We start from the raw sequence: 23,468 nt of genomic DNA, 5'->3' as shown, positions 1-23,468 counted from the left end.
CAGGGGGCGAGCATGGCGAATTTCTTCAACGTGGTGGGAAGCCAGACCATCACGGCAGGGAGTGAGAAGGACCAGTTCTTCGCCTTCACCCGGCTCGCCAATCTCGATACGGTGCGCCCCGATGCGGTGCTGGCGCAACTCGTCTGGAACTCCGCGATTCTCACCGGCAGCGGCGCCGCCTATCAACTGACGGCGAGCAACATCCAGATTTCCATGGACCTGCTGATGGGGGGCACCGGCACGGACGTCATCTACGGGTCCAACCTGTCCGACGCGATCTTCTACAATAATGGCGTGATCGCAGGCGGCTTCGGCAGCTTCGACAATATCGAGCAGTTCTGGCTGGGCGACGGCGACGACATCATCGACCTGACGGCGCATGGGGCGGGCGGGATCGACTATGCCAAGGACGTGCTGGTCCAGGCGGGCCTCGGCAATGATGTCATCATCGGCGGCGCGGGCAAGGATAATCTTCAGGGCGACGGCGGCAACGACATCATCTTCGGCTGGCGCGGCAGCGACACCATTTCCGGCGGAGCGGGCGACGACCTGCTCTATGGCGACGATCTGGGCTTCAACAACATTTCGGGCGACGACACCATCGACGGCGGCACGGGCAACGACATCCTCTATGGCGGGCGCGGCAGCGACAGGATGACCGGCGGCGACGATGACGACATCCTCTATGGCCAGGCCGGCGGCGACAATATGTCGGGCGGCTCGGGCAATGACATTCTCCATGGCGACGATGCCGACACCAACAGCAACGACACGCTGAACGGCGATGCCGGGAACGACCAGCTCTATGGCGGCGCGGGCAGCGACGAGCTGTATGGCGGCACCGGCGACGACATGTTGGATGGCGGCAGCGGCAACGATTATATGCATGGCGGCGCAGGCAACGACACGATCCTCGCCGGCGCGGGCAATGACGTGATCGACGGCAGCGCGGACGTCGACACGCTCGTCTTCTCGGGCAACCGGATGGATTATGTCTTCACGCTCCAGACCGACGGCAGCTATGTCGCGGTCGACCAGCGTGCAGGCTCTCCGGAGGGCAGCAAGACAGTCCGCAACGTGGAATTTTTCCAGTTCGCGGACATGACGACGCCTTCCACCGCGCTGAACGCCCCGCCGGTCATCACCTCGAACGGCGGCGGCTCCAGCGCGGCGCTGGCGGTCGATGAGAACGGCACCGCCGTGACCACCGTCACCGCGACGGACCCCGACATGGGACAGACGGTCTCCTTCTCCATCGTGGGAGGCGCGGACGCGGCGCTGTTCGCGATCGACGCGATGACGGGCGAATTGCGTTTCCTCACAGCGCCCAATTTCGAAAGCCCGGCCGATGCGGACCGCGATAATGTCTATCAACTGATCGTTGCCGCCAATGACGGCAATGGCGGCGTTGACACGCAGACGCTCTCCGTGACCGTGAACGATGTGCCGGACGGTTTTGCGCCGGTCATCACCTCCAATGGCGGCGGCGCAAGCGCGGCGATCACCGTCAACGAGAATGCGACGGCGGTGACCGGCGTGACCGCCACCGATGCCGACAGCCCGTCGATCAGCTTCGCCATCATAGGCGGAGCGGACGCCGCGCTCTTCGAAATCGATGCGGCAACCGGCGTCCTCCGCTTCAAGACCGCACCCGATTATGAAGCCGCCGCCGACGCCGATCACGACAATATCTACAATGTCGTGGTGCAGGCCAGCGACGGCACCAACAGCGACAGCCAGGCGCTGGCAGTCGCGGTCGCCAATCTCAACGACAATGCGCCGGTGCTGACCTCTTATGGCGGGGCGGCTTCGGTCGCCTTCTCCGTCGCGGAAAACAGCCTGCTTGCCGCCATCGTGCAGGCCAGCGACGCGGATGGCGCTGCGCTCAGCTACAGCATCAGCGGCGGCGCTGACGCGGCGTTGTTCACCATCGACCCGCAGACCGGCGCGCTGAGTTTCAGGACGGCTCCGGACTATGAAGCGCCGGACGACAGCAATGGCGACCGCCTCTACCATGTGATCGTCAGCGCGAGCGACGGCAGCAACAGCGTCTCGCAGACCCTGGCCATCGGCATTACCAATCTGAACGACAATGCGCCGGTCATAACCTCCAATGGCGGCGGCGCCTCGGCGTCGATCAGCATGGCGGAAAATGCCAGCGCCGTGACCGTGGTGACGGCCACCGATGCGGACGGCTCCGTCCCCGGTTTCGCCATTTCAGGGGGAGCGGACGCCGCGCTTTTCACCATCGATCCGGTGACCGGCGCACTGTCCTTCATCAACCCGCCCGATTATGAGAACCGGCTCGATGCCGATGGCGACGGCGTCTATCAGGTGACGGTGCGCGCAACCGACGGCAGCAACGTCGATGATCAGCTTTTGTCCATCGCCATCACCGATGTCGCGGAAAACGGGAGGACGATCACCGGATCATCGGGCAACAACATGATCGGCCCGACGACCACCGTGCTCGCCTATCAGACGACTGCCCTCAACGACACCATCTACGCCCTTGCCGGCAATGACGTCATCGATGGCGGGGCGGGCGCCGACTATATGGATGGCGGCGCAGGCAACGACATCTTCTATGTCGACACCTGGTCGGACGACGGCTTTGCCGGCAATGACGATCAGGTGATCGAACTGGCGGGGGGCGGCAGCGATCTTGTCTATGCCTCCGTCAGCTATCGCCTTGCCGCCAATGTCGAAAAGCTGACGCTGACCGGCGCGGCGGCGATCAACGGCATGGGCAATGATCTGGCCAACACGATCACCGGCAATGACGCGGCCAACATTCTGTCGGGCGGGACGGGCGCGGACATTCTCTATGGCATGGGCGGCGGCGACACGCTGGATGGCGGTGACGATAACGACACCCTCTTCGGCGGCGACGGCAGCGACATGCTGATCGGCGGGCTGGGCGACGACTATCTGGACGGCGGCACGGCCGCCGACAACATGGCCGGTGGGCTGGGCAATGACAGCTATATCGTCGACAGCTGGTCCGACGACGGCAACAGCGCCAATGACGACCTGATTGTCGAACTGGCGGGCGAGGGGACCGATCAGGTGAGCGCCTCCGTCAGCTACAAAATGGCGGCCGAGATCGAGAAGCTGATTCTGACCGGCACGGACCCGATCGACGGCATCGGCAACGACATCGCCAACAGCATGACGGGCAATGGCGGCAATAATGGCCTCTGGGGCGGCCTGGGCAACGACACCCTGCTGGGCAATGGCGGCGACGACCGGCTCTATGGCGAGGACGGGCAGGACAGCCTGGACGGCGGCGCGGGCAACGACCTGCTGGACGGCGGGGCGGCCGGCGATACGCTGAAGGGCGGCGCGGGCAGCGACACGCTGATCGGCGGCGCAGGCAAGGACACGCTGACCGGCGGGACGGAGGCGGATGTCTTCCTGTTCAACCGCGGCGACACGACGCTCAACACGGCGAGCTATGACCGGATCACCGACTTCAAGGCGGGCGAGGGCGACCGCATCGACCTGGACTTCCTGAACGGCTCCCTGCCCGCCGTCGACTATGCCGAACGGACCATTGCCACCAACAGCTTCTCCGACGCGCTGGCTGCCGCCAATATGACCGCCGGGGTCAATCATGTGGCTTTCGTCGCCGGGTCGACGGACGGCTGGATATTCTACGACGCCAATGGCGACGGCGCATTCGAACAGAGCGTCCAGCTTGTCGGGGTCAACAGCCTGGCCGGGGTGGATTCGAGCAGTTTCTTCTAGAGCGCGCTGCGTTAAATCGGACGCAGCCCGCGCGCTTTTTTCTTCCCGTTCACCCTGAGCCTGTCCTGAGCGCCTGTCTTGCAGGCAGTCGAAGGAACCTGCCGATCCTAATCGAACAAGCCATCCTGGACATTGGAGGGCGGATTGAGTCCCAGATGCTTCCAGCCCGGCCCGTTGAGGCAGCGTCCCCGCGCAGTGCGGGCGATCAGGCCGAGCTGGATCAGATAAGGCTCGATCACTTCCTCGATCGTATCGCGCGCTTCGGAGAGGCCTGCCGCGAGCGTTTCCACTCCCACCGGCCCGCCGCGATAGATGTCAGCGATCATGGTCAGGTAACGGCGGTCCATCAGGTCGAGGCCGAGATGGTCGACATCCAGCCGGGTCAGCGCGGCATCGGCCACCTTCGCATCCACGGCCGGGGCGCCCGCCACATTGGCGAAGTCGCGCACCCGCCGCAGCAGCCGTCCGGCGATGCGCGGCGTGCCCCGGGAACGCCGGGCGATCTCCACCGCGCCGTCGGAAGTGATGGCAAGGTCCAGCAGCCGGGCCGCGCGGCGCACCACCAGTTCCAGCTCATCGACGGTATAGAATTGCAGCCGCACCGGAATGCCGAAGCGGTCGCGCAGGGGCGTCGTCAGCAAGCCCTGCCGCGTGGTTGCGCCCACCAGGGTGAAGGGCGGCAGGTCGATCCGCACAGACCGGGCGGAGGGGCCTTCCCCGATCATCAGGTCGAGCGCCCGGTCCTCCATGGCGGGGTAGAGCACTTCCTCGACCGCGGGGTTGAGCCGATGGATCTCGTCCACGAAGAGGACGTCGCCCTCATCCAGATTGGTGAGCAGCGCGGCCAGATCGCCCGACTTGGCGATCACAGGGCCGGATGTGGCGCGGAACCCCACGCCCATTTCGCGGGCGACGATCTGCGCCAGCGTCGTCTTGCCAAGGCCGGGCGGGCCGAAGAACAGCACATGATCCAGCGCCTCGCCGCGGCCCCGGGCGGCCTCGATGAAGATACGCAGATTTTCCCGCGCCCCCTGCTGGCCGATGAATTCGGCAAGCGATTTGGGCCGCAGCGCGGCGTCGGCATCCTCGACCCGGCGGGTGGAGGAGATCAGGCGATCCTCGCTCATGCGCGACACTCACCCCAACCGTCATGCTGAACTTGTTTGACTTGCGCCGACCTTCGGTTCAGCATCCATCGTGCCGCTGGTTCGGATGGAGAGGCGATAAACCAAGGCCCGGAGCCAGGTCGATCCACCGCGGATTTTCGGACTCGATCAGATTGATCTTCCACTGCCGATGCCAGCGCTTGAGCTGCTTTTCCCGGTTGATAGCTTGTTCCATCGTTTCGCACATTTCGAAACGGACGAGACTGTGGACGGCATATCTCCCGGTGAAACCCGGGATGCCGTTCGTGCGGTGTTGATGCAGCCGCCCAGGCAGATTCGACGTCACCCCGATATACAGCGTGCCATAAGGCTGACGGGCCAGGATATAGACGCACGGTTCTTTCATCGTCTCCTCCCTTCGGTGCGAGAGGCCTGATGGATGCTGAACCGAAGGTCGGCGCAAGCCAAACGAGTTCAGCATGACGGGTGGGGAGGGGGAGGCGCATCATTTCGCCGCTTTCCTGAGCGCCAGGCGGACCAGCGCGTCCAGCGACGCGCCCTCGCCCAGTTCCTCTTCCGCCGCAGCGACGGCGGTGCTGGCTTCGGCGGGCTTGAAGCCCAGATTCTGCAGCGCGGAGATCGCATCGGCGCTGTGGCCGCCGGTCGGCAGCGGGGCGAACCCGCCGCCGATCCCGCCGGCCGGCGTGGGCACGGCGCCGATCTTGTCCTTCAGCTCATTGGCGATGCGCTGGGCCAGCTTGGGGCCGACGCCGTTGGCGCGGGCGATCATCGCCTTGTCGCCGGTCGCGACGGCGCGGTGCAGTTCCGCCGGTTCCAGCGCTGAAAGTATGGCCAGCGCCACGCGGGAACCCACGCCCTGCACACCGGTCAGCAGGCGGAACCAGTCGCGCTCCTCCGCCCGGGCGAAGCCGACCAGGCGGATCGCATCGTCCGACACCAGCATTTCGGTATGGACCGTCACCGCTTCCCCCACCGGCCCCAGCGCCGACAGGGTGCGGGAGGAGGCGCCGACCAGATAGCCGACGCCGCCCACATCGATGATGGCATGGTCCAGGCCCGTGCTGTCCAGCCGCCCTTTCAGTTTCGCGATCATGCGCCCCGCCCTTTGGTCATGGTCTGTTCTTTAGGGGCGTCTCCGGCAGGGCGCCAGCTAAAAACCGACGGAGCAAAGGCACCATTTGCCGGCCCGCGCGTAGAGCAGCCGGCGAGGGGCGAAGGAAGGAGCCGTTTTTCATGTCGATTCAGGCGCCATTGCTGGGCCCCAAGGATTTCGAATTTCCCGCGATCATGCTGTCGGGCTATGTCGACCATGGCATGTATCTGCATTTCCGCAATTGCCTTTCGTCCGCGCCGCAGCAGGGGCTGGTGGTGGTGGAGATCGCCACCCTGGGCGGCGACCCGGAAATCGCCCGGATGATGGGGGAGGATATACGCTTCCATTCCGATCTCTATCCTGACCGGCGGCTGGTTTTCCTGGGCAAGACGGCGGTCTATTCGGCGGGCGTGACCTTCATGAGCTTCTTCGCGGCGGAAAACCGCTATCTGGCGCGGGGCACGCGGCTGATGATCCATGAGCGGATCATTACCCGGGACATCCATCTGGAAGGGCCGCTGTCGACCTGCATCGCCTCGCTCAAGGCGACGCTGCATGAGATAGAGGCGTCGATCGCGATCCAGAATGAGGGCTTTGCGAACCTGATCCTGGGATCGCAGGTTTCCATGGAGGAACTGCTGAACCGCGCGCCGGAAAACTGGTATCTGGAGGCGAACGAAGCGCAGGCGCTGGGGCTGATCGCGGCGGTGATATAAAGCGTCTTGTGCAGGGCGCGGATTATGCCTTTGATGCGCCCATGAACCGATCCCGGATATTTCCCTGGCGTTATGGCATGTTCCTGGCCCTGCTGGCCAGCATGGCGCCGTTCGGCCTGGTGCTGCGCTGGCATGAGGCGGTGATGGCAGGGTTCGACCTGGCGGCGCTGGCGTTCATCCTGTCGGTCTGGCCGCTGCTGGATTCCGATGCGGACGCGATGCGGCGCAAGGCGGCGGATAATGACGCGAACCGGCAGTTGATGCTGCTGCTGACCGGGATCGTGTCGGTGGTGATCCTGGTCGCCGTCGGCGTGGCGGTCAGCCAGCATGGCGGGCCGAGCAAGGCGGCGGTCGCGCTGCTGCTGGCGACATTGGCGCTGGCCTGGCTGTTTTCCAATCTCGTCTATGCGATGCACTATGCGCATATCTTCTATCTGGGCGATGGCAGGGGCGGCGACAGCGGCGGGCTTGATTTTCCCGACATGCAGGAGCCGGGCTATTGGGATTTCCTCTATTTCGCCTTCACCTTGGGGATGACTTTCCAGACATCCGACGTGTCGGTGACCAGCCGGGGCATGCGGCAGGCGGCGCTGTTCCATTGCCTCGCGGCATTCCTGTTCAACCTGGGCATATTGGCGTTCACCATCAATGTGCTGGGCGGCATCTGAACCGACGGGTTTTAAAGCGGGCGTTCGGGATGTGGCCAGATGCGGACATTCCCCCCTTCCGACCTTCGGGGGTTGTTTACCAATTTCCGCTAGGTCCGCGGCATGAGCGACAAAGCCGATCCCTGTCCGAAGTCCGCCGTCAGCCACGGTGTTGGCGTGGCCGGGCTGGTCGGGCTGGGGCTTTGGACGCTGGTCGCGCGCCATTATGGGATGAACGGGCCGAACGCGGGTTTTGCCGCGGTCGTCGCCTGCGGCCTGCCGATGGTGTCGTGGTCGCTGCTGGTCGACAAGGTGCATCGCCGCGCATCGACGGGGATCGACTGGACCGCGCCTGCGCGGCCGTGGCGGGCGGTGCTGGATGTCAGCATCGTCAAGATCGCCGGCCTGTGGGCGACATGGCTTGCCATAGCGGTCTTCTATTGCATCGCCCGCTGGTACTGGAGCGGGGATTATCGCCTTTCCATGAATGTGCTGATGGGCGCGGCGCCCTGGCTGCTGGCGGCATCGGTGCCCTATGTGATCTGGCTGGACCGGCGGCTGGTCGAGCCCAGGGACGCAGGCTATGCCTTCGGTCAATGGGTGATCGGCGGGGCCGCCGGCGCTGCGGACAGGGCCGAAGTCGCCCATCATGCCCGGGCCTGGGCGGTGAAGGGCTTCTTCCTTGCCTTCATGCTGTCGATCGTGCCCGGCAATTTCGCCAGCGTGGTCGAATGGCGGATCGAGGATGCGGTCAGCCATCCGGTGGCTCTGGCAAGCTTCCTGATCGCGGTCATGTTCATGATCGACGTCTGCATGGCGACGGTCGGCTATATGCTGACCTGCAAGCCGCTGGATTCGCATATCCGCACCGCCAATCCGCTGCTGGCCGGGTGGGTGGCGGCGCTGATCTGCTATCCACCCTTCGTGCTGATGGGCAATGGCGGCCCGCTCGATTATCATGCGGGCGGGGCGGAATGGGATGTCTGGACGCGGGGGCATGGCGTCCTGCAATGGCTGCTGGGCGGATGGCTGGTATTGCTGACGGCCATCTACGCCTGGGCGACGGTGGCATTCGGGCTGCGCTTTTCCAACCTGACGCATCGGGGCATTCTGACGCATGGCCCCTATCGCTGGACGCGGCATCCGGCCTATCTGTCGAAGAATCTGTTCTGGTGGTTTTCAGCCCTGCCTTTTTTGAGCCTGTCAGGGAGTTTGACCGATGCGGTGCGGAACTGCGCGCTGCTGGGCGTGACCAACGCGGTCTATTATTGGCGCGCGAAGACCGAGGAAGCGCATTTGGGCGCCGATCCGGAATATCGGGCCTATAGCGAGTGGATGGCGCGCAATGGTGTAGTGCCGCGCTTTTTTGCGTGGGCAGCGGGGCGGAAGCCTTTGAGCGCGGTTCAGCCTGCCGAATAGCTGTTCGTTTCCTGCATTCGAAGGCCCGTCATGCTGAACGAATTCAGCATGACGAATGGGGGATGCCGTCGCCCTCCAGCATCCCGTCGATCCCACCTAGAAGCTTTCTTCAGCGTAGATTTGGCTGAGGTCGCCCTTCCATTCCTCATGATAGCGGGCGAGGAGGCGTTCGGCATGGGTCCGGCCCGACGCCACGATCTCGTCCAGCGGGGCGAGGAAGCCGCTTTCATTGTCGCCCGACGCATTGAGCCGGGCGCGGGCGGAAAGGCCGCTGCGGGCGATGTCGAGCACTTCGCCCGCTATGTCGCGCAGCTTGCGCTTGCCGCCGATGGGTGCATCCAGCGCCAGTTTCGGCACGGAATCGCGCAGAACCTGCCGTTCCTCCATGCTCCAGTCCTTGACCAGATCCCAGGCGGCGTCCAGCGCGCCCTCGTCATAGAGCAGCCCGACCCACAGCGCCGGCAGCGCGCAGATGCGGTTCCACGGCCCGCCGTCCGCGCCGCGCATTTCGAGGAAGCTCTTCATTCGCACCTCCGGGAAGGCGGTGGAAAGATGATCCTCCCAGTCCTTCTCGGTCGGCTTCTCGCCGGGCAGGGCGGGCAGTTCGCCGTTCAGGAAGTCGCGGAAGCTCTGGCCCGCCGCGTCGATATAGCGGCCGTCGCGATAGACGAAATACATCGGCACATCGAGCGCATAGTCGGCATAGCGTTCATAGCCGAAGCCGTCCTCGAACACGAAGGGCAGCATGCCGGTGCGGCCGGGGTCGGTGTCCGACCAGATATGGCTGCGATAGGAGAGGAAGCCGTTGGGCTTGCCTTCGGTGAAGGGCGAATTGGCGAACAAGGCGGTCGCCAGAGGTTGCAGGGCCAGCGAGACGCGGAACTTCTTCACCATGTCCGCCTCGCTGCCATAGTCGAGGTTGGTCTGGATGGTGCAGGTGCGCAGCATCATGTCCAGGCCCATCGTGCCGACGCGCGGCATGTGGCGCAGCATGATGTCGTAGCGGCCCTTGGGCATGATGGGTAGTTCTTCGCGCGTCTTGTCCGGCCACATGCCCAGGCCCAGGAAACCCAGGCCCAGCATGTCGCCGACATATTTGACCTGTTCCAGGTGCCGGCTGGTCTCCGCGCAGGTCTGGTGCAGATTTTCCAGCGGCGCGCCCGACAGTTCGAGCTGCCCCGCCGGTTCCAGGCTGATGGTGCCGTCGGTGCCGGAGAGGGCGATGATATTCTCCCCCTCGAACACCGGGTTCCAGCCATAGCGGGTAAGGCCGATCAGCAACGTGTGGATGCCGCCGCGCTCATCATAGCTGGGCGCATGGAAATCCGCCTTGGCATAGACGAATTTCTCATGCTCCGTGCCGATGCGCCAGCGATCCTTGGGCTTGGCGCCCTTGGCGAAGGCCGCGATCAACTGGTCGCGGCTCTCGATGATGGGATCGGTCCCCCCTGAGTCGGTTCTGGTGCTCATGCCCCGCCTTAATCTTTCCCCCGGTTGCGTCAAAGCCGCAACGTTCGGCGCTCAAATAAGCTGCGTTGATGACGGCTTCAATCCGGTTGCGGAAGAAAACGATGTTGGGACACCCTTATCGCCAGTCCCCGTTGATCGTCATCCATGCAGTCGTCGCGGCGATGGCGGCGGTTTCGGCGCGCAGGATGCGGGGGCCGAGCGAGACGGCCACGGATTGGCGGTGCGCGCGGATCGCTTCGCGTTCGGCGGGGTCGAAGCCGCCCTCGGGGCCGATCAGGAAGGCCGCGGGGCCGGGATGGGCCTTGAGCGTATCGGCCAGCGGTTCGCCGCCGGTCTCGTCCGCGAAGAAAAGCCAGCGATCGTCGCGCCAATCCCGAAGCAGCGCGTCGAGCTTCACCATCTCCCCAAGGTCGGGAAGCGCGGTGCGGCCGCATTGTTCGGCCGCCTCCACCAGATGGGCGTGCAGGCGATCCAGATTGAGCCGGTCCACCACGGCGCGGCGGGTAAGCACGGGTTGCAGCCGCGCCACCCCCAGTTCGCAGGCCTTTTCCGCGATCAGGTCGATGCGGCCCTTCCTGATCGGCGCGCAGCAGAGCCAGAAATCGGGGACGTCCTCCGGCGGCCTGGTCTGGCTGACGACCTCCAGCACCAGGGCGCGCCGGCGGATGTCGCGGGCCCGGGCCGCCCATTCGCCCGAGCGGCCGTCGAACAGCAGGACGATGTCGTCCGGCTTCACCCGCATGACGCTGATGAGGTAATGGGCCGGGTTGCCGTCGACGGGCACGGAAACGCCCTCGCCAAGCGGGGTTTCGACATGGAGGCGCGGGGCGCTTTGCGGCGGCCAGGCGGGGGTTGCGGTCATTCGGTTCGAACTCCGTTCGGGCTGAGCTTGTCGAAGCCCTTTTCTTCTCTAAAGAGCAAGTGAGCCCTTCGACATTTGAACGAGGCAAGGGACTCGGTCAAACAGGGCGAACGGAGTGAGTGTGGCAAGTAGCATCGTTCCCGACAGCGAAGCGCGCGGATTGGTGGCGCGATTGCCGGACATTCCCCGCGCGCTTGCCTTGCTGGCGCGGTTCGACAGGCCGATCGGCTGGTGGCTGCTGTTCTGGCCGGGGGCCTGGGCGGTGGCGCTGGCGGGGGGCGCGTGGGCGCACTGGCCGCTGATCCTCTGGCTGTTGCTGGGCAGCATCGCCATGCGGGGCGCGGGATGCGTGTTCAACGACATCGTCGACCGCGACCTCGACCGGCAGGTGGCGCGCACCGCGTCGCGCCCGCTCGCGAGTGGAGCGGTGTCGCTGGGGACGGCGTGGATATGGCTGCTGTCCCTCTGCCTGGTCGGGCTGGCGGTGCTGCTCCAACTGCATCCATATGCGCAGATCGTCGCCTTGGGCTCGCTGGCGCTGGTGGCGGCCTATCCCTTCATGAAGCGGATCACCGGCTGGCCGCAAATCTGGCTGGGGCTGGTCTTTTCCTGGGCCGCGCTGGTCGGGTGGAGCGAGGTGGCGGGAACCCTCGCCCTGCCGGGATTGTTGCTCTATGGCGGCTGCATCGTCTGGGTGGTGGGCTATGACACCATCTACGCCTTGCAGGATCGGGAGGACGACGCGCTGATCGGCATCGGGTCGAGCGCCCTGTCCATGGGCAGGCATGTGCGGGCGGGCGTGGCGCTGTGCTATGCGCTCGCGCTGGCGCTGTGGGGCGGCGCGATCTGGCAGGTCCGGCCGCAGGGTCTGGCTTTGGCGGCGTTGCTGCCGATGGCGGCGCATCTGGGATGGCAGGTCGCGACGTTGAAGGAGGACGGCATCGATCCCTTGGCCAAATTCCGCTCCAATCGCTTTGCGGGGCTGTTGATGTTCCTGGGCTGTCTGGTGGTGGGAAGCGCATGAACGGTCCGCGCGAGGGAGAGGATTGCTGGCGGATCGCGCGGGCGCTGAAGGCCAGCGTGATCATCGATGCGGATGCCTATTTCCGCCATGCCCGCGCCGCGATGATGAAGGCGAAGCAGCGGATCATGCTGATCGGCTGGGACTTCGATGCCGCGATCACGCTGATCCGGGAGGATGAGGCGAGCGACGGCGCGCCCACGGTGATCGGGGATTTCATAAGCTGGCTGGTGGAGCGGACCCCGGAACTGGAGATATTCCTGCTGCGCTGGGATGTCGGGGCGATGAAGTCCATGGTGCGTCCGTCCAACCTGTTCACCACGGTCCGCTGGATGGCCAATTCGCGCATCACCGTGAAGCTGGACAGCCATCATCCGACCGCCGCCTCCCACCATCAGAAGATCGTGGTGATCGACGATTGCTTCGCCTTTTGCGGCGGGATCGACATGACGGCCGACCGCTGGGACACGCGGCATCACCGTGATGAGGAGCCATGGCGGCGGCACCCGGACGGCTCGCCCTATGGCCCCTGGCATGACGCGACGACCGCCTTGCAGGGACCCGTGGCCGCGGCGCTGGGCCAGCATGCGCGGGCGCGGTGGACGGGTGCGGGCGGCGGGGAACTGGCGCCGGTCGAGGGCGAGCAGGATTGCTGGCCCGATGCGTTGCCGGTGCAGTTCGAGGATGTCGACATCGCCATATCCCGCTCTGCGCCGGAGATGGAGGATCAGGAGCCGCTGATCGAGATCGAGCGGCTCTATGTGAACCAGATCGCGTCGGCGCGGCGGTATATCTACGCGGAGAGTCAATATTTCGCCTCCCGCCGCATTGCCGAGGCGATTGCGGCGCGGCTGGCGGAGGATAACGGGCCGGAAATCGTCATCGTCAACCCGGAACAGGCCGATGGCTGGCTGGAGCAGCAGGCGATGGACACGGCCCGCGCGCGGCTATTCGAGGCGCTGAAGGCTCGGGATGTCCATGGCCGGTTCCGGCTCTATCATCCCTTCACCGCGCGGGGGGAGCCGATCTATGTCCATGCCAAGATACTGATCGTCGACGACCGGGTGCTGCGCGTCGGGTCGTCCAACATGAACAACCGGTCGATGCGGCTGGACACCGAATGCGACGTGACGATCGATTCCGCGCTGCCCGCCAATGCGGGGCGCGAGGATGCGATCCGGGGCATTCGCGACGATCTGGTCGCGGAGCATCTCGACCTGCCGGTCGAGCGCGTGGCGGCGGTGATTGCCGAGCGTGGGCTGATCGCGGCCATCGAACAGCTGCGCGACAGGCCGGGACGGACCTTGCGGCCCTATGTGACGCCTGACCTGAACGACGTGCAGGCCTGGCTGGCGGATCATGAGGTGCTCGATCCGGAAGGACCGGGCGAGATGCTGGAGCCGATCACGGAGCGCGGACTTTTCCGCCGGATGCGGGGATGGATGGAGGGGGGGTAGCTCTCTTTTCCGTCATTTCCGATTCCGCGGGAATGACGGTTACGAAAATAGGATCAGCTATTCCGCCGCCAGAAGCGCCTCCGCGCCGCCCAGATTGACCGAAACCAGCCGACTGACGCCCCGTTCCACCATCGTTACGCCGAACAGCCGGTGCATGCGCGCCATCGTCACCGCATTATGGCTGACGATCAGGTATCGCGTGTCGGTCTGCCCCACCATGGCGTCGAGCAGGTCGCAGAAACGCTCGACATTGGCGTCGTCCAGCGGCGCGTCGACTTCATCCAGGACGCAGATCGGCGCGGGGTTCGTCAGGAACAGCCCGAAGATCAGGGCGACGGCGGTCAGCGCCTGCTCGCCGCCGGAAAGGAGCGTCAAGGCGGCGAGCTTCTTGCCCGGCGGCTGGGCCATGATCTCCAGCCCCGCTTCCAGCGGATCGTCGCTGTCGATCAGTTCCAGATGCGCCTGGCCGCCGTTGAACAGGGTGGTGAACAGGCGGCGGAAATGGCCGTCCACCGCCTCGAACGCGGCGAGCAGGCGCTGCCGCCCCTCCCTGTTCAAACTGCCGATGGAGCCGCGCAGGCGGTTGATCGCCTGGGTCAGTTCCTCGCTTTCGGCGCGGCTGTTGGCCTGCGTGGCCTCCAGCTCCTCCAGTTCCTGCGCGGCGACGAGGTTGACCGGGCCGATGCGCTCGCGTTCGGTGACGAGCCGGTCATGCTCAGCCTGCTCGCTCTGGGCGATGCGGATGTCGGCGCTGGCGAAACCCAGTTTCTCCGGCAGGACCGGCGGCGGGCACTCGAAGCGTTCACCGGAGAGGCGGTTGGTTTCGACCCGCTTCTCATCCGCCGCCTCGGCACGCGCGGCGGCGGTGGCGCGGGCTTCGCGGGCGTTGGCGAGCGCTTCGCCCGCCTGCGCCGCGCGCTGTTCGGCGGCGCGGAGCGCGGCTTCGGCTTCGCTTTCCTCGCGGCGGGCGGCGTCCGCGGCCTGCGTCAATGTGTCGCCCTGCTCGCTCAACATGGCGATGGCGGCGGCCAGACCGTCCGGCTGGTCCGCGATCTCGGCCCGTTCCTTCGCTATGCCCTCGCCCCGCTCGACCATGGCGGCGATGCGCTTGGCCGCTTCGCCGGCACGGGCGCGCCACCCCCTGGCCTCCGCATCGGCGGCGGCCATGCGTTCGCGGTCGCTGGCGAGCGCGCGATCGGCCAGCGCCTGATCGGCCTGCAGCTGGCTGACGGCGAGCCGTGCCTTCTCGCTCGCCTGTTGCAGCGTGGCGACCTGGGCGCGGGTCTCCTCCCCATCGGGCATGGCGGCGCGGCCGGCCTGCGCCTTGTCATGCTCGGCCTGCGCTGCGGCTAGGTCGCTGCGGGCTTCGCTCAACCGCTCCTCTATCGCCTCGCGGCGCCCGATCAGCCGTTCGAGCGCGGTGGCGGCTTCATCGGCGGCCCGCAGGGCGGTGCGCAGCCGCTGGTCCGCATCCGCAAGCTGGGTGCGGCCGGCGGCCAGCGTCTGGGCCGCATCCCGCTCGCGCATCGAGGCGGCGTCCTGCGCGGCGCGGGCCGTCTCGACCTCGGCTTCGGCGGCAGGCCGGGCGGCGGCAATGGCTTCGAGGCGGTTGAGCCGGATCAGCCGTTCGGCGGCGGCGGCGCCACCCTCGATGGCGACATAGCCGTCCCAGCGGCGAAGCTGTCCGTCCCTGGTGACGAGACGCTGGCCGACCGCAAGGACCTGGCCTTCGTCGCCGTCCGCGACCGCGACCTGCGCCAGACGGCGGGCGAGTTCGGGCGGGGCGGTGACATGGGCGGAGAGGGCGGCGCAGCCTTCGGGCAAGGGCGGGTCGCCGGCGAGCGCGGCGGCGCCGGCCCAGCGCCGCTTGCCTTCGGTCGCGATGGGCGCTTCCAGATCGTCCCCCAGCGCCGCCGCGAGCGCGCGTTCATAGCCGGGCGCCGCCTTCAGCCGGTCGAGCGCGCGGCTGCGGTTGCCTGTGCCGCTGTCGACGGCGCGCTGGAGCGCAGCGGCTTCGCTGTCGAGCGCGGCAAGGGTGGCGCGGGCGGAGGACAGGGCGGCTTCGGCGGCGGCACGTGCCTCGGCCGCTTCGGCACGGCTGGTCTCGGCGGAGCGGATCGCGGCGTCGGCGGCGTCGCGGTCCGTGCCGGCCTGCTGCTGGGCCGCGATCGCTTCGGCCCTTTTGCCTTCCAGCGGCGCTGGGTCGGGCAGCGCGGCGGCTTCGGCTTCCAGCCGCTGCGCCTCGCGGGAGGCGCGGTCGAGGCGGGTGCGCGCAGCGGCCAGCGCAGCCTCTGCCACGCGCAGTTCCGCCTGCTCGCCCGCCTGCTTCGCCATCGCCTTGGCAAGATCGAGTTCGGCGTCGCGGGCGGTATCCTCCGCGCGGGCGATGCGCCCGGCGAAATCCGGACGCATCGCTTCGGTTTCGGCGATGCGCGCCTTGAGCGCGGCGATCTCGCCAGCAAGGCGGGCAATGGCCTCCGCCGCGTCGTTGGCGAGCGTGCCTTCCCGCTCCCTGTCCTCTTCCAGCCGTGCGGCCTGCTGGGCGAGGTCGTGGAGGCGGCGGACCACGCCGTCGCGCTCGGTGCGCAGCGCGGCGAGCTTGTGGCCTGCTTCGCTCGAGGCGTCGCGGGCGGCCTGGGCGGCGGCGCGTCTTTGCGCAAGCGTTTCGACGGCGGCATTGGCATGGACGGCTGCGGCCTGCTGCGCCTCCTGCGCGGCGGCGACGGCGCTTTCGGCCTGCTTGGCTTCGGCACGGGCGGCATCCGCGCTGGCGGCGGCCTCGCGCCAGCGGGCGAAGATCACCCGCGCCTCGGCAATGCGGATCTGCTCCGACAGGCGGATATAGCGCTCCGCCGCCTTGGCCTGACGCCGCAGGCTGTTGGCGCGGGCGTCCATGTCGGACAGGATTTCGTCCAGCCGCATCAGATTCGCTTCGGCGGCGCGCAGCTTCTGTTCGGCGTCCTTGCGCCGGACGTGCAGGCCGGAAATGCCCGCCGCTTCCTCCAGCATGGCGCGGCGTTCCTGCGGGCGGGCGGCGATCACGGCGGCGATGCGCCCCTGGCTGACCAGAGCGGGGCTATGCGGGCCGGTGGCGGCGTCCGCGAAGATCAGCGACACGTCCTTCGCCCGGACGTCGCGGCCATTGGCGCGATAGGCGCTGCCCGCCCCGCGCTCGATCCGGCGGGTGACTTCCAGTTCCCCGTCCGTACCGACTTCCACCGCATTGAACAGCTCGCCCTGTTCCTGGATGGTGAGCAGCGAGACTTCCGCGAAATCGCGCTGCGGGCGGGTGGAGGTGCCCGCGAAGATCACATCCTCCATGCCGCCGCCGCGCATCGACTTGGCGCTGGATTCGCCCATGACCCAGCGGATCGCCTCCAGCAGGTTCGACTTGCCGCAGCCATTGGGCCCGACAATGCCGGTCAGGCCGGGTTCGATGCGCAGCTCCGTCGGGTCGACGAAGCTCTTGAAGCCGGATAGCTTGAGGCGCTTTATCTGCATCGTGCAAGATCGGGGCAGCGCGGAGCCGCCCCGCCATCAGCAGGAAGCCGGACCGACGATGTCAGCCCCCCCTTGTCCAATCAGATCCCCGCTTCCTTGAGCTTCGTGCGCAGCGCGGGCCAGGCGGCGGTGTTCTCCACCGTCACGCCGTTCAGGATGAAGGTCGGCGTGCCCTCGATCTTATATTGCTGATTGGCGTCCTCTACGCCCTTGGCCAGCTTTTCGGCGGCGGCGGTGTCGGCCAGGCATTGCTTCGCCTGATCTTCCGATATGCCGCGCTGCTTGGCGAAGTCGACCAGGCCGACGGCGGCCGCCAGTTGGCCGAAGCGCTGGGCCGGGGGCGCGCTCATCAGCGCCTTGTACCTTTCGTCGCCCAGCGCCTGCGCCTTTTCGAACATGGCGTTCTGGTTGGCGAAGAACTGGTCGGACAGCGGATAGAAGATGTCCTTGCCGCCGCAACGGGCCAGCAGCGCCGTCGAAATGTCGATCGGATCGCGCACATAGTTGCGGAATTCGAAGCTCATCTTGCCGGAATCGACGATCTGCCTGATCTCCTCGGCCGATTCGGCGGCGAAGTCGCGGCAGTGCGAACAGGTGTAGGAGCCATATTCGACCAGCTTCACCTTCGCATTGGGATTGCCCATGACGAAATGGCCGTCGGGCGTCGTGGCGATCGTCTCCGACCATTTGGTGCCGGCCGGCGCGGCGACGGCGGCGACCGGTTCGGCGGAGGTGGCGCTGCCTCCTTCCTTCTTGCCGCAGGCGGCGACGGTCAGGCTGAGGGCGATCAGGGCAAGTCCGGAAAGGGCTTTCACGTTGTTCTAGGCTCCGTATCGTCGGGCGTTGTCGTCGAAGGGTTTAGATCAGGGCAATGCAGCCTGCAACCGCGTCCAGTCCGATCCATGAACCAGCGTGCCGTTCAGCGTGAAGGCAGGCGTGCCGCCGATCCGCAGCTTGTTCCAGGCTTCGTCCGTCATGGCGAGGATCTGCTTCATCGATGCGGGATCGTTGATGCAGGCGTCGAGCTGGGCGGGCTTGTAGCCGCGCTTCGCCATCAGGGCGTAGAGGCCGGTCTTCTGCCCGATGTCGCGCAGGGCGGCCTTCTGGTCGGCGGGCTTGGCGGCGTCTTTCTCATAGGCCTGGAGCTTCTCCATCCAGGCATCCTGATTGGCGAACAGCGCTTCATGATTGCCGAAGAAGCGCCGTGGCCCGCCGCAGCGGGCAAGCAGCGCGGCGGTCAGGTCATATCGGTCGCGCACCGCGTTGCGCACTTCGACGCTCAGCGTGCCGCCCTTCACATAACGGGCGCGAAGCGGCTCGCTGGCCTCTCCCACGAAATGGGCGCAGTGCGAGCAGGTGTAGCTGACATATTCGACCAGCTTCGTCGGCGCGGCGGGATTGCCCAGCACATGGCCGCCCATGGGAGAGAGGGCGATCCGGCCCAGCCAGTCGGCGGCCGGGGCGGCCCAAGCGGACAGGGATGCGCTTGCGGAAATGGCGAGCAGGGCGAGGAAAGCCAAACGGATTTTCGTCATGCGGTGGTCCAGTGATGCGCCGCCCCTGTCACGGCTGAGGTTGTCATGTTTGAACTGCTCAACTGCGATACTAGCTGATCTTGGGCAAACCGCTGCTGTTGGCCAGCCCTTGCGCCAGGGATTCCAGCACCGCGCGCAGTTCCGGATCGCCAATGTCGCGCAGGGAATCGCCCAGCTCGACCGGAATGGGTTTGAGGTTGACCGGCGGGGGGCGGCGTTCCGGTTCCCTTGCCTGGACCATCCCCTGCTTCATCGCCACCCGGGCGACGGCGGCATAGCCGAAGAAGCGGTTCACCCGTTCGACAATATCGGGCAGCACATGCTGGATCATCGGCGCATGGCCGCTCATGACGGTGAGCTGCAATGTGCCGCCCGCCTTCTTGCCGGCCGGGAAGCGGATCGATTCGGGTTCGCTGATCGCCGCATAATGCGGGCCGACGATCTCCGCCCAGCGGGTGACGATGCTGGACTGGACGAAGCCGAACTTGCGGAAGGCGGCCGCGCCGATGGCGGGCATCAGGTCCGCGATCCGGCGCGGCGCGCCGATGCGCGGGCGGTCTTCCGCATCCGACTTGCGGCTTTTCATTTTGGGAGTCGGGGGGCGTTCCGTCATGCCTCGCTTAATGGCATAGGGGCGGCATGCGCGTCGAGGGTAACATCCAGAAAATAGCATCCGATCTGCTCGCTCATTACGATGTGCATGCGCGCAGACTGCCCTGGCGCGCCCCGCCGGGGGCCAATGCTGCCGATCCCTATCGCGTCTGGCTGTCGGAGGTGATGCTCCAGCAGACCACGGTGGCGGCGGTCGGGCCCTATTTCGCGAAATTCACGCAGCGCTGGCCCGATGTGGCGGCTTTGGCGGCGGAACAGGATGCCGAGGTCATGGCCGCCTGGGCAGGGCTGGGCTATTATGCCCGCGCCCGCAATCTGCTGGCCAGCGCCCGGGCGGTGGCGAACGACCATGGCGGGGTGTTTCCCGATACCGAAGAGGGCCTGCGCGCCCTGCCCGGGGTCGGCGCCTATACGGCGGCGGCGGTGGCGGCGATCGCCTTCGGGCGGCGCGCCGTGGTGGTCGACGCCAATGTCGAGCGGGTGGTGGCGCGGCTTTTCGCCATCGCCACGCCCTTGCCTGCGGCGCGCCCGGAGATTCGCGCCGCGACCGACGCGATCACGCCCGATGCCCGCGCCGGGGATTTCGCGCAGGCGATGATGGACCTGGGCGCGACCATCTGCACGGCGCGCAACCCCGCCTGCGGCATTTGCCCCTTGCGGGAGGATTGCGCGGCTTTCCGCACCGCCGATCCCGCCGCCTTTCCTGTCAAGACGGCGAAGAAGGCCAAGCCGCACCGGCTGGGCCATGGCTGGTGGATCGAGCGGCCCGACGGACATGTTTGGCTGGTGCGGCGGCCCGACAAGGGCATGCTGGGGGGCATGCGGGCGCTGCCTTCGTCGGATTGGAACGACGCGCCCGACGCGACGCCGCCGGTTGCCGCGCCATGGCGGCGGGTGGCCGAGCCGGTCGCGCATGTTTTTACCCATTTCTCCCTCGCATTGACGGTGCACCATGCCCATGTGGGGCCGGACGTGACGCCGCCCGGCGAGGGCGAATGGTGGCCCGTGGCGGACATCGGGAAGGCGGGCCTGCCGACCCTGTTCGCTCGCGCCGCCGAGGCAGCGATGAAGGAGAGAATGGACGATGCACGGCTCTAGCGCCCCCTATTCGCGGCTCGTGGCCTTTGGCGGGGGACGGCTGGACCGGGTCGACCATGTCCGCACCAATCCCGCTTTGCTGGCGGAGGCCTTTGCCTCGCCGCTGGCGCGCCGCGTCGTGCTGGAAGGGCTGGAGCCGGTGGTCGAGGGCGGGCATCTGGTCATGGAGCCGCTGCCGGACGATGCCTGGGTCGAGCATCATGCGCTGCTGGGCGTGGATGAGCAGCAGCGGCCGATCTTCGCGGAACTGCTGGCGGATGCGCCGGACAGCGTCTTGGCCACGCCGCGCAGCCGTGCGCTGGCGGACGAGGTGCCGGGGCATGAGGTTGCCCTCTACGGCGTGGCGCGCAGCCTGCTGGCCTGGCATGCGCGGCATCGCTTCTGTTCGGTGTGCGGGCAGCGCACGGCGCTGGTCAAGGCGGGCTGGTCGCGGCAATGCGGGTCATGCCGGGCCGAGCATTTCCCCCGCGTCGATCCGGTGGTGATCATGCTGGCCGAACATCGCGGGCGGGTGTTGCTGGGGCGGCAGCATAGCTGGCCGGCGGGGCGCTATTCGGCGCTGGCCGGCTTCGTCGAGCCGGGCGAAACGCTGGAGGAAGCCGTCATCCGCGAGATCAAGGAGGAAGCGGGCGTCGCCACTCACTCAGTCCGCTATGTGACGAGCCAGCCCTGGCCCTTCCCCTCCTCGCTCATGATCGCCTGCACGGCGCAGGCCGATGACGACGCGCTGAAGATCGATGAAAATGAGATCGAACATGCCTTCTGGTGCGACGAGGCTGGCGTTCGCGCCGCGATGGCTGGCGAAGAGGACGCGCCCTTCATCGCGCCGCCGCCGATGGCGGTCGCCTGGCATCTGCTGCGGCACTGGCTGGATGAGCGACCGGAAGGGCAGGTTGCCGACCATGACCCAAGCGCGTAAGGCCGCCCCTTCGCCCTGCATATCCCCTTTCAGGAATCGACACAGTCCATGCTCAGCCTAGAAGAAGCCCAGTCCCGCGCGCAGGATCTGGTGACGGCGGCGCGCCGGGCGGGGGCGGATGCGGCCGACGCCATCTATGCCTGCAACGCCTCGACCAATGTATCCGTGCGGCTGGGCGCGTTGGAGGATGTGGAGCGGTCGGAAGGCGAGGAAATCGGCCTGCGCGTGTTCATCGGCCGCCGGTCCGCCAGCATTTCGGCGTCGGACATGAATCCGGCGACCTTGGCGACCTTGGTCGACCGCTGCATCGCCATGGCGGGGCAGGCGCCGGAAGACCCCTATGCGGGCCTTGCGCCTGAAGACCGGCTGCTCAGGAAGAAGCTGCCCGCGCTGGACCTGACCGATCCGTTTGAGCCGGAACCGGCGCAGCTCAGAGAGCGCGCCATGATAGCCGAGGAAGCGGCGCGGGCCGTGCCGGGCGTCACCAACAGCGAAGGCGGCGGCGCGGCGACCGGGCGGAGCCAGATGGCGCTGGCGACCAGCCATGGCTTTGCCGGGGCCTATGCGGGGACGAGCCATTCGACCTGGGCGAGCGTGCTGGCCGGGGCCGGCGCCGACATGCAGCGCGACCATGCCAGCCACAGCGTCCGACATATCGAGGATCTGGACGATGCCGAAACGGTCGGCACCCGCGCCGGGCATCGGGCGGTGGCGCGGCTCAATCCGGTGAAGGTGGGCAGCGGCGTGATGCCGGTGATCTTCGACCCGCGCATCGGTTCCAGCCTGGTCGGGCATCTGATCGGCGGCATGGTAGGCCCTGCGATCGCGCGGCGGTCGAGTTTCCTGCTGGAGTCATTGGGCGAGGCGCTGTTCGATGCGGCCATCACGATCATCGACGATCCGCTGCGGTTGCGCGGCCTGCGTTCGCGGCCCTTCGACGGCGAGGGGCTTCCGGTCGAACGCCGCGCATTGATCGACAGGGGCGTGCTGACCGGCTGGCTGATGGACAGCGCTTCGGCGCGGCAATTGGGGCTGGAGCCGACCGGCCATGCCAGCCGGGGCGGCAGCGGCGCGCCGGGTGCGGGCGTCACCAATGTCCATATGGAGCCGGGCACGCTGTCGCCGGGCGAACTGATGGCGGACGTGAAGCGCGGCCTCTATGTCACCGAACTGATCGGCATGGGCGTCAACGGCGTGACCGGGGATTACAGCCGGGGTGCTGCGGGTTTCCTGATCGAAAATGGCGCCGTGGGACAGGCCGTGTCGGAAATCACCATCGCCAGCAATTTGAAGGACATGTTCCGGGCGCTGGTGCCGGCCAACGACCTCGCCTTCCGCTATGGCATGAACGTGCCGACCCTCCGTATCGACGGGATGACCGTTGCAGGCGGCTGACATCTCCTTGCGCGAGGTGGTGGCGGTCGTGTCGGACGCGGCTGACCGGGCCCTGACGCTCTGGGCGGGCGGGGAGACGCGCGTGCGCCAGTGGGAGAAGGTTCCCGGCCATCCGGTGTGCGAGGCCGATCTGGAACTGGACGCGATGCTGCGCGAGCGGCTCTACGCCATCGATCCGTCGGCCGGCTGGCTGTCGGAGGAGACGGCGGACACCGTGCACCGTCTGAACCTGCCGCGGGTCTGGGTGGTCGATCCGATCGACGGGACGCGGGATTATCTGCGCGGGCGGCCCGGCTGGGCGGTGTCGGTGGCGCTGGTGGAGCATGGCGCGGTACGCTTCGGCATATTGGCGGCGCCTGCGCGCAACGAATTGTGGATAGCGCAGGCAGGCGCGGGGGCGACCCGCAACGGCCGGACCTTGCAGGCCGGATCGCGGGCTGTCCTGCCGGGTTCACGAGTGCCGGCGGATCAGTTGCCCCGCCATGACCGCGATCTCGTCACCGTCGACAAGCCCAACAGCATCGCGCTGCGCATGGCGATGGTGGCGGCGGACGAGGCCGATCTGGTCGCCACGGTGCGATGGGGCAATGAATGGGACGTCGCCGCCGCCGCGCTGATCGCGGAGGAGGCGGGGGCGATCGTCACCGATGCGCTCAGCAATCCCTTTTCCTTCAACCGGCCGCAGCCGACCGCCTTCGGCTTGCTGTGCGCCGCGCCAGGAATCCATGCCGCCGCAGCGGAGCGGCTGGCGCCGCGCGCACGGGAAATATTGGGACGCGGGTAAGGCGTCGCCGGGCTTGAGATACCATGATGGTGGCCAATCGCCGCCATTGGCATGGGCGGCTT

Annotated in this window: 19 protein-coding genes; 10 read left to right on the top strand and 9 right to left on the bottom strand. The window is 67.0% G+C overall.

The window, feature by feature from the left end; all coding sequences use genetic code 11:
• The first annotated feature begins 12 nt into the window (after nt 1–12).
• Nucleotides 13–3,750, top strand: coding sequence for a calcium-binding protein (locus EGM87_RS13555; protein ID WP_137710157.1), 3,738 nt, complete (start codon nt 13–15; stop codon nt 3,748–3,750).
• A 107-nt stretch (nt 3,751–3,857) separates the two neighbouring features.
• On the opposite strand, the gene ruvB is transcribed toward EGM87_RS13555, so the two are convergent.
• The 3 genes from ruvB to ruvA all read right to left on the bottom strand — a co-directional run bounded on the left by ruvB (nt 3,858) and on the right by ruvA (nt 5,970).
• Complete coding sequence (gene ruvB / locus EGM87_RS13550) at nt 3,858–4,877, bottom strand: Holliday junction branch migration DNA helicase RuvB (protein WP_044660451.1); 1,020 nt, start codon at nt 4,875–4,877, stop codon at nt 3,858–3,860.
• 58 nt (nt 4,878–4,935) lie between these two features.
• Nucleotides 4,936–5,262, bottom strand: coding sequence for a GIY-YIG nuclease family protein (locus EGM87_RS13545; protein ID WP_137710456.1), 327 nt, complete (start codon nt 5,260–5,262; stop codon nt 4,936–4,938).
• A gap of 99 nt (nt 5,263–5,361) precedes the next feature.
• A complete protein-coding gene (gene ruvA / locus EGM87_RS13540) occupies nt 5,362–5,970 on the bottom strand; it encodes a Holliday junction branch migration protein RuvA (RefSeq protein WP_044660449.1) in 609 nt (202 codons plus the stop codon).
• Nucleotides 5,971–6,110: 140 nt separating this feature from the next.
• Here ruvA and EGM87_RS13535 point away from each other — a divergent pair, with 140 nt between their 5' ends.
• From EGM87_RS13535 to EGM87_RS13525, 3 genes are all read left to right on the top strand, one after another.
• On the top strand, nt 6,111–6,686 hold the full coding sequence (locus EGM87_RS13535) for a peptidase S14 (RefSeq protein ID WP_025550553.1): 576 nt from the start codon (nt 6,111–6,113) through the stop codon (nt 6,684–6,686).
• Between the two features lie 41 nt (nt 6,687–6,727).
• The gene (locus EGM87_RS13530; RefSeq protein WP_137710158.1) at nt 6,728–7,354 is read left to right on the top strand and encodes a DUF1345 domain-containing protein; all 627 of its coding nucleotides are present in this window, start codon (nt 6,728–6,730) and stop codon (nt 7,352–7,354) included.
• Between the two features lie 102 nt (nt 7,355–7,456).
• A complete protein-coding gene (locus EGM87_RS13525; RefSeq protein ID WP_137710159.1) occupies nt 7,457–8,752 on the top strand; it encodes a methyltransferase family protein in 1,296 nt (431 codons plus the stop codon).
• Between the two features lie 96 nt (nt 8,753–8,848).
• Here the strand turns inward: EGM87_RS13525 and EGM87_RS13520 are convergent, their stop codons facing one another.
• Together EGM87_RS13520 and EGM87_RS13515 are read right to left on the bottom strand one after the other, a co-directional pair.
• On the bottom strand, nt 8,849–10,222 hold the full coding sequence (locus tag EGM87_RS13520) for a glutamate--cysteine ligase (RefSeq protein ID WP_103000972.1): 1,374 nt from the start codon (nt 10,220–10,222) through the stop codon (nt 8,849–8,851).
• A 115-nt stretch (nt 10,223–10,337) separates the two neighbouring features.
• Nucleotides 10,338–11,084 carry a 16S rRNA (uracil(1498)-N(3))-methyltransferase gene (locus tag EGM87_RS13515; RefSeq protein ID WP_137710160.1) on the bottom strand — a complete coding sequence of 249 codons (747 nt, stop codon included), beginning with the start codon at nt 11,082–11,084 and terminating at the stop codon, nt 10,338–10,340.
• A gap of 121 nt (nt 11,085–11,205) precedes the next feature.
• Here EGM87_RS13515 and ubiA point away from each other — a divergent pair, with 121 nt between their 5' ends.
• Complete coding sequence (gene ubiA, locus EGM87_RS13510; protein ID WP_137710457.1) at nt 11,206–12,108, top strand: 4-hydroxybenzoate octaprenyltransferase; 903 nt, start codon at nt 11,206–11,208, stop codon at nt 12,106–12,108.
• A complete protein-coding gene (locus EGM87_RS13505) occupies nt 12,105–13,562 on the top strand; it encodes a phospholipase D-like domain-containing protein (protein WP_137710161.1) in 1,458 nt (485 codons plus the stop codon). Before ubiA ends, EGM87_RS13505 begins: the two co-directional genes overlap by 4 nt.
• Before the next feature lie 57 nt (nt 13,563–13,619).
• On the opposite strand, the gene smc is transcribed toward EGM87_RS13505, so the two are convergent.
• The 4 genes from smc to EGM87_RS13485 form a co-directional block, all read right to left on the bottom strand.
• A complete protein-coding gene (gene smc / locus EGM87_RS13500; RefSeq protein WP_137710162.1) occupies nt 13,620–17,063 on the bottom strand; it encodes a chromosome segregation protein SMC in 3,444 nt (1,147 codons plus the stop codon).
• An 80-nt stretch (nt 17,064–17,143) separates the two neighbouring features.
• The gene (locus EGM87_RS13495) at nt 17,144–17,878 is read right to left on the bottom strand and encodes a thioredoxin domain-containing protein (RefSeq protein ID WP_044660442.1); all 735 of its coding nucleotides are present in this window, start codon (nt 17,876–17,878) and stop codon (nt 17,144–17,146) included.
• 48 nt (nt 17,879–17,926) lie between these two features.
• Nucleotides 17,927–18,598: a DsbA family protein gene (locus EGM87_RS13490; protein ID WP_044660441.1), complete on the bottom strand. Its 672-nt coding sequence runs from the start codon at nt 18,596–18,598 to the stop codon at nt 17,927–17,929.
• Nucleotides 18,599–18,668: 70 nt separating this feature from the next.
• Nucleotides 18,669–19,211 carry a DUF721 domain-containing protein gene (locus tag EGM87_RS13485; protein WP_048577243.1) on the bottom strand — a complete coding sequence of 181 codons (543 nt, stop codon included), beginning with the start codon at nt 19,209–19,211 and terminating at the stop codon, nt 18,669–18,671.
• A 26-nt stretch (nt 19,212–19,237) separates the two neighbouring features.
• Between EGM87_RS13485 and EGM87_RS13480 the strand changes: the two genes are divergently transcribed.
• The 4 genes from EGM87_RS13480 to EGM87_RS13465 are packed head-to-tail and all read left to right on the top strand — an operon-like array spanning nt 19,238 to nt 23,406.
• Nucleotides 19,238–20,308: an A/G-specific adenine glycosylase gene (locus EGM87_RS13480; RefSeq protein ID WP_137710163.1), complete on the top strand. Its 1,071-nt coding sequence runs from the start codon at nt 19,238–19,240 to the stop codon at nt 20,306–20,308.
• The gene (nudC, locus tag EGM87_RS13475; RefSeq protein ID WP_137710164.1) at nt 20,295–21,227 is read left to right on the top strand and encodes an NAD(+) diphosphatase; all 933 of its coding nucleotides are present in this window, start codon (nt 20,295–20,297) and stop codon (nt 21,225–21,227) included. The genes EGM87_RS13480 and nudC overlap by 14 nt, the downstream gene beginning before the upstream one ends.
• A gap of 48 nt (nt 21,228–21,275) precedes the next feature.
• Nucleotides 21,276–22,622: a TldD/PmbA family protein gene (locus EGM87_RS13470; protein WP_137710165.1), complete on the top strand. Its 1,347-nt coding sequence runs from the start codon at nt 21,276–21,278 to the stop codon at nt 22,620–22,622.
• The gene (locus tag EGM87_RS13465) at nt 22,609–23,406 is read left to right on the top strand and encodes an inositol monophosphatase family protein (RefSeq protein ID WP_048576920.1); all 798 of its coding nucleotides are present in this window, start codon (nt 22,609–22,611) and stop codon (nt 23,404–23,406) included. The genes EGM87_RS13470 and EGM87_RS13465 overlap by 14 nt, the downstream gene beginning before the upstream one ends.
• Nucleotides 23,407–23,468: the final 62 nt, after the last annotated feature.

The organism is Sphingobium sp. RSMS (assembly GCF_005406185.4).
GTDB lineage: Bacteria > Pseudomonadota > Alphaproteobacteria > Sphingomonadales > Sphingomonadaceae > Sphingobium > Sphingobium fuliginis.
This window is presented reverse-complemented; position numbering and strand designations above follow the sequence as displayed.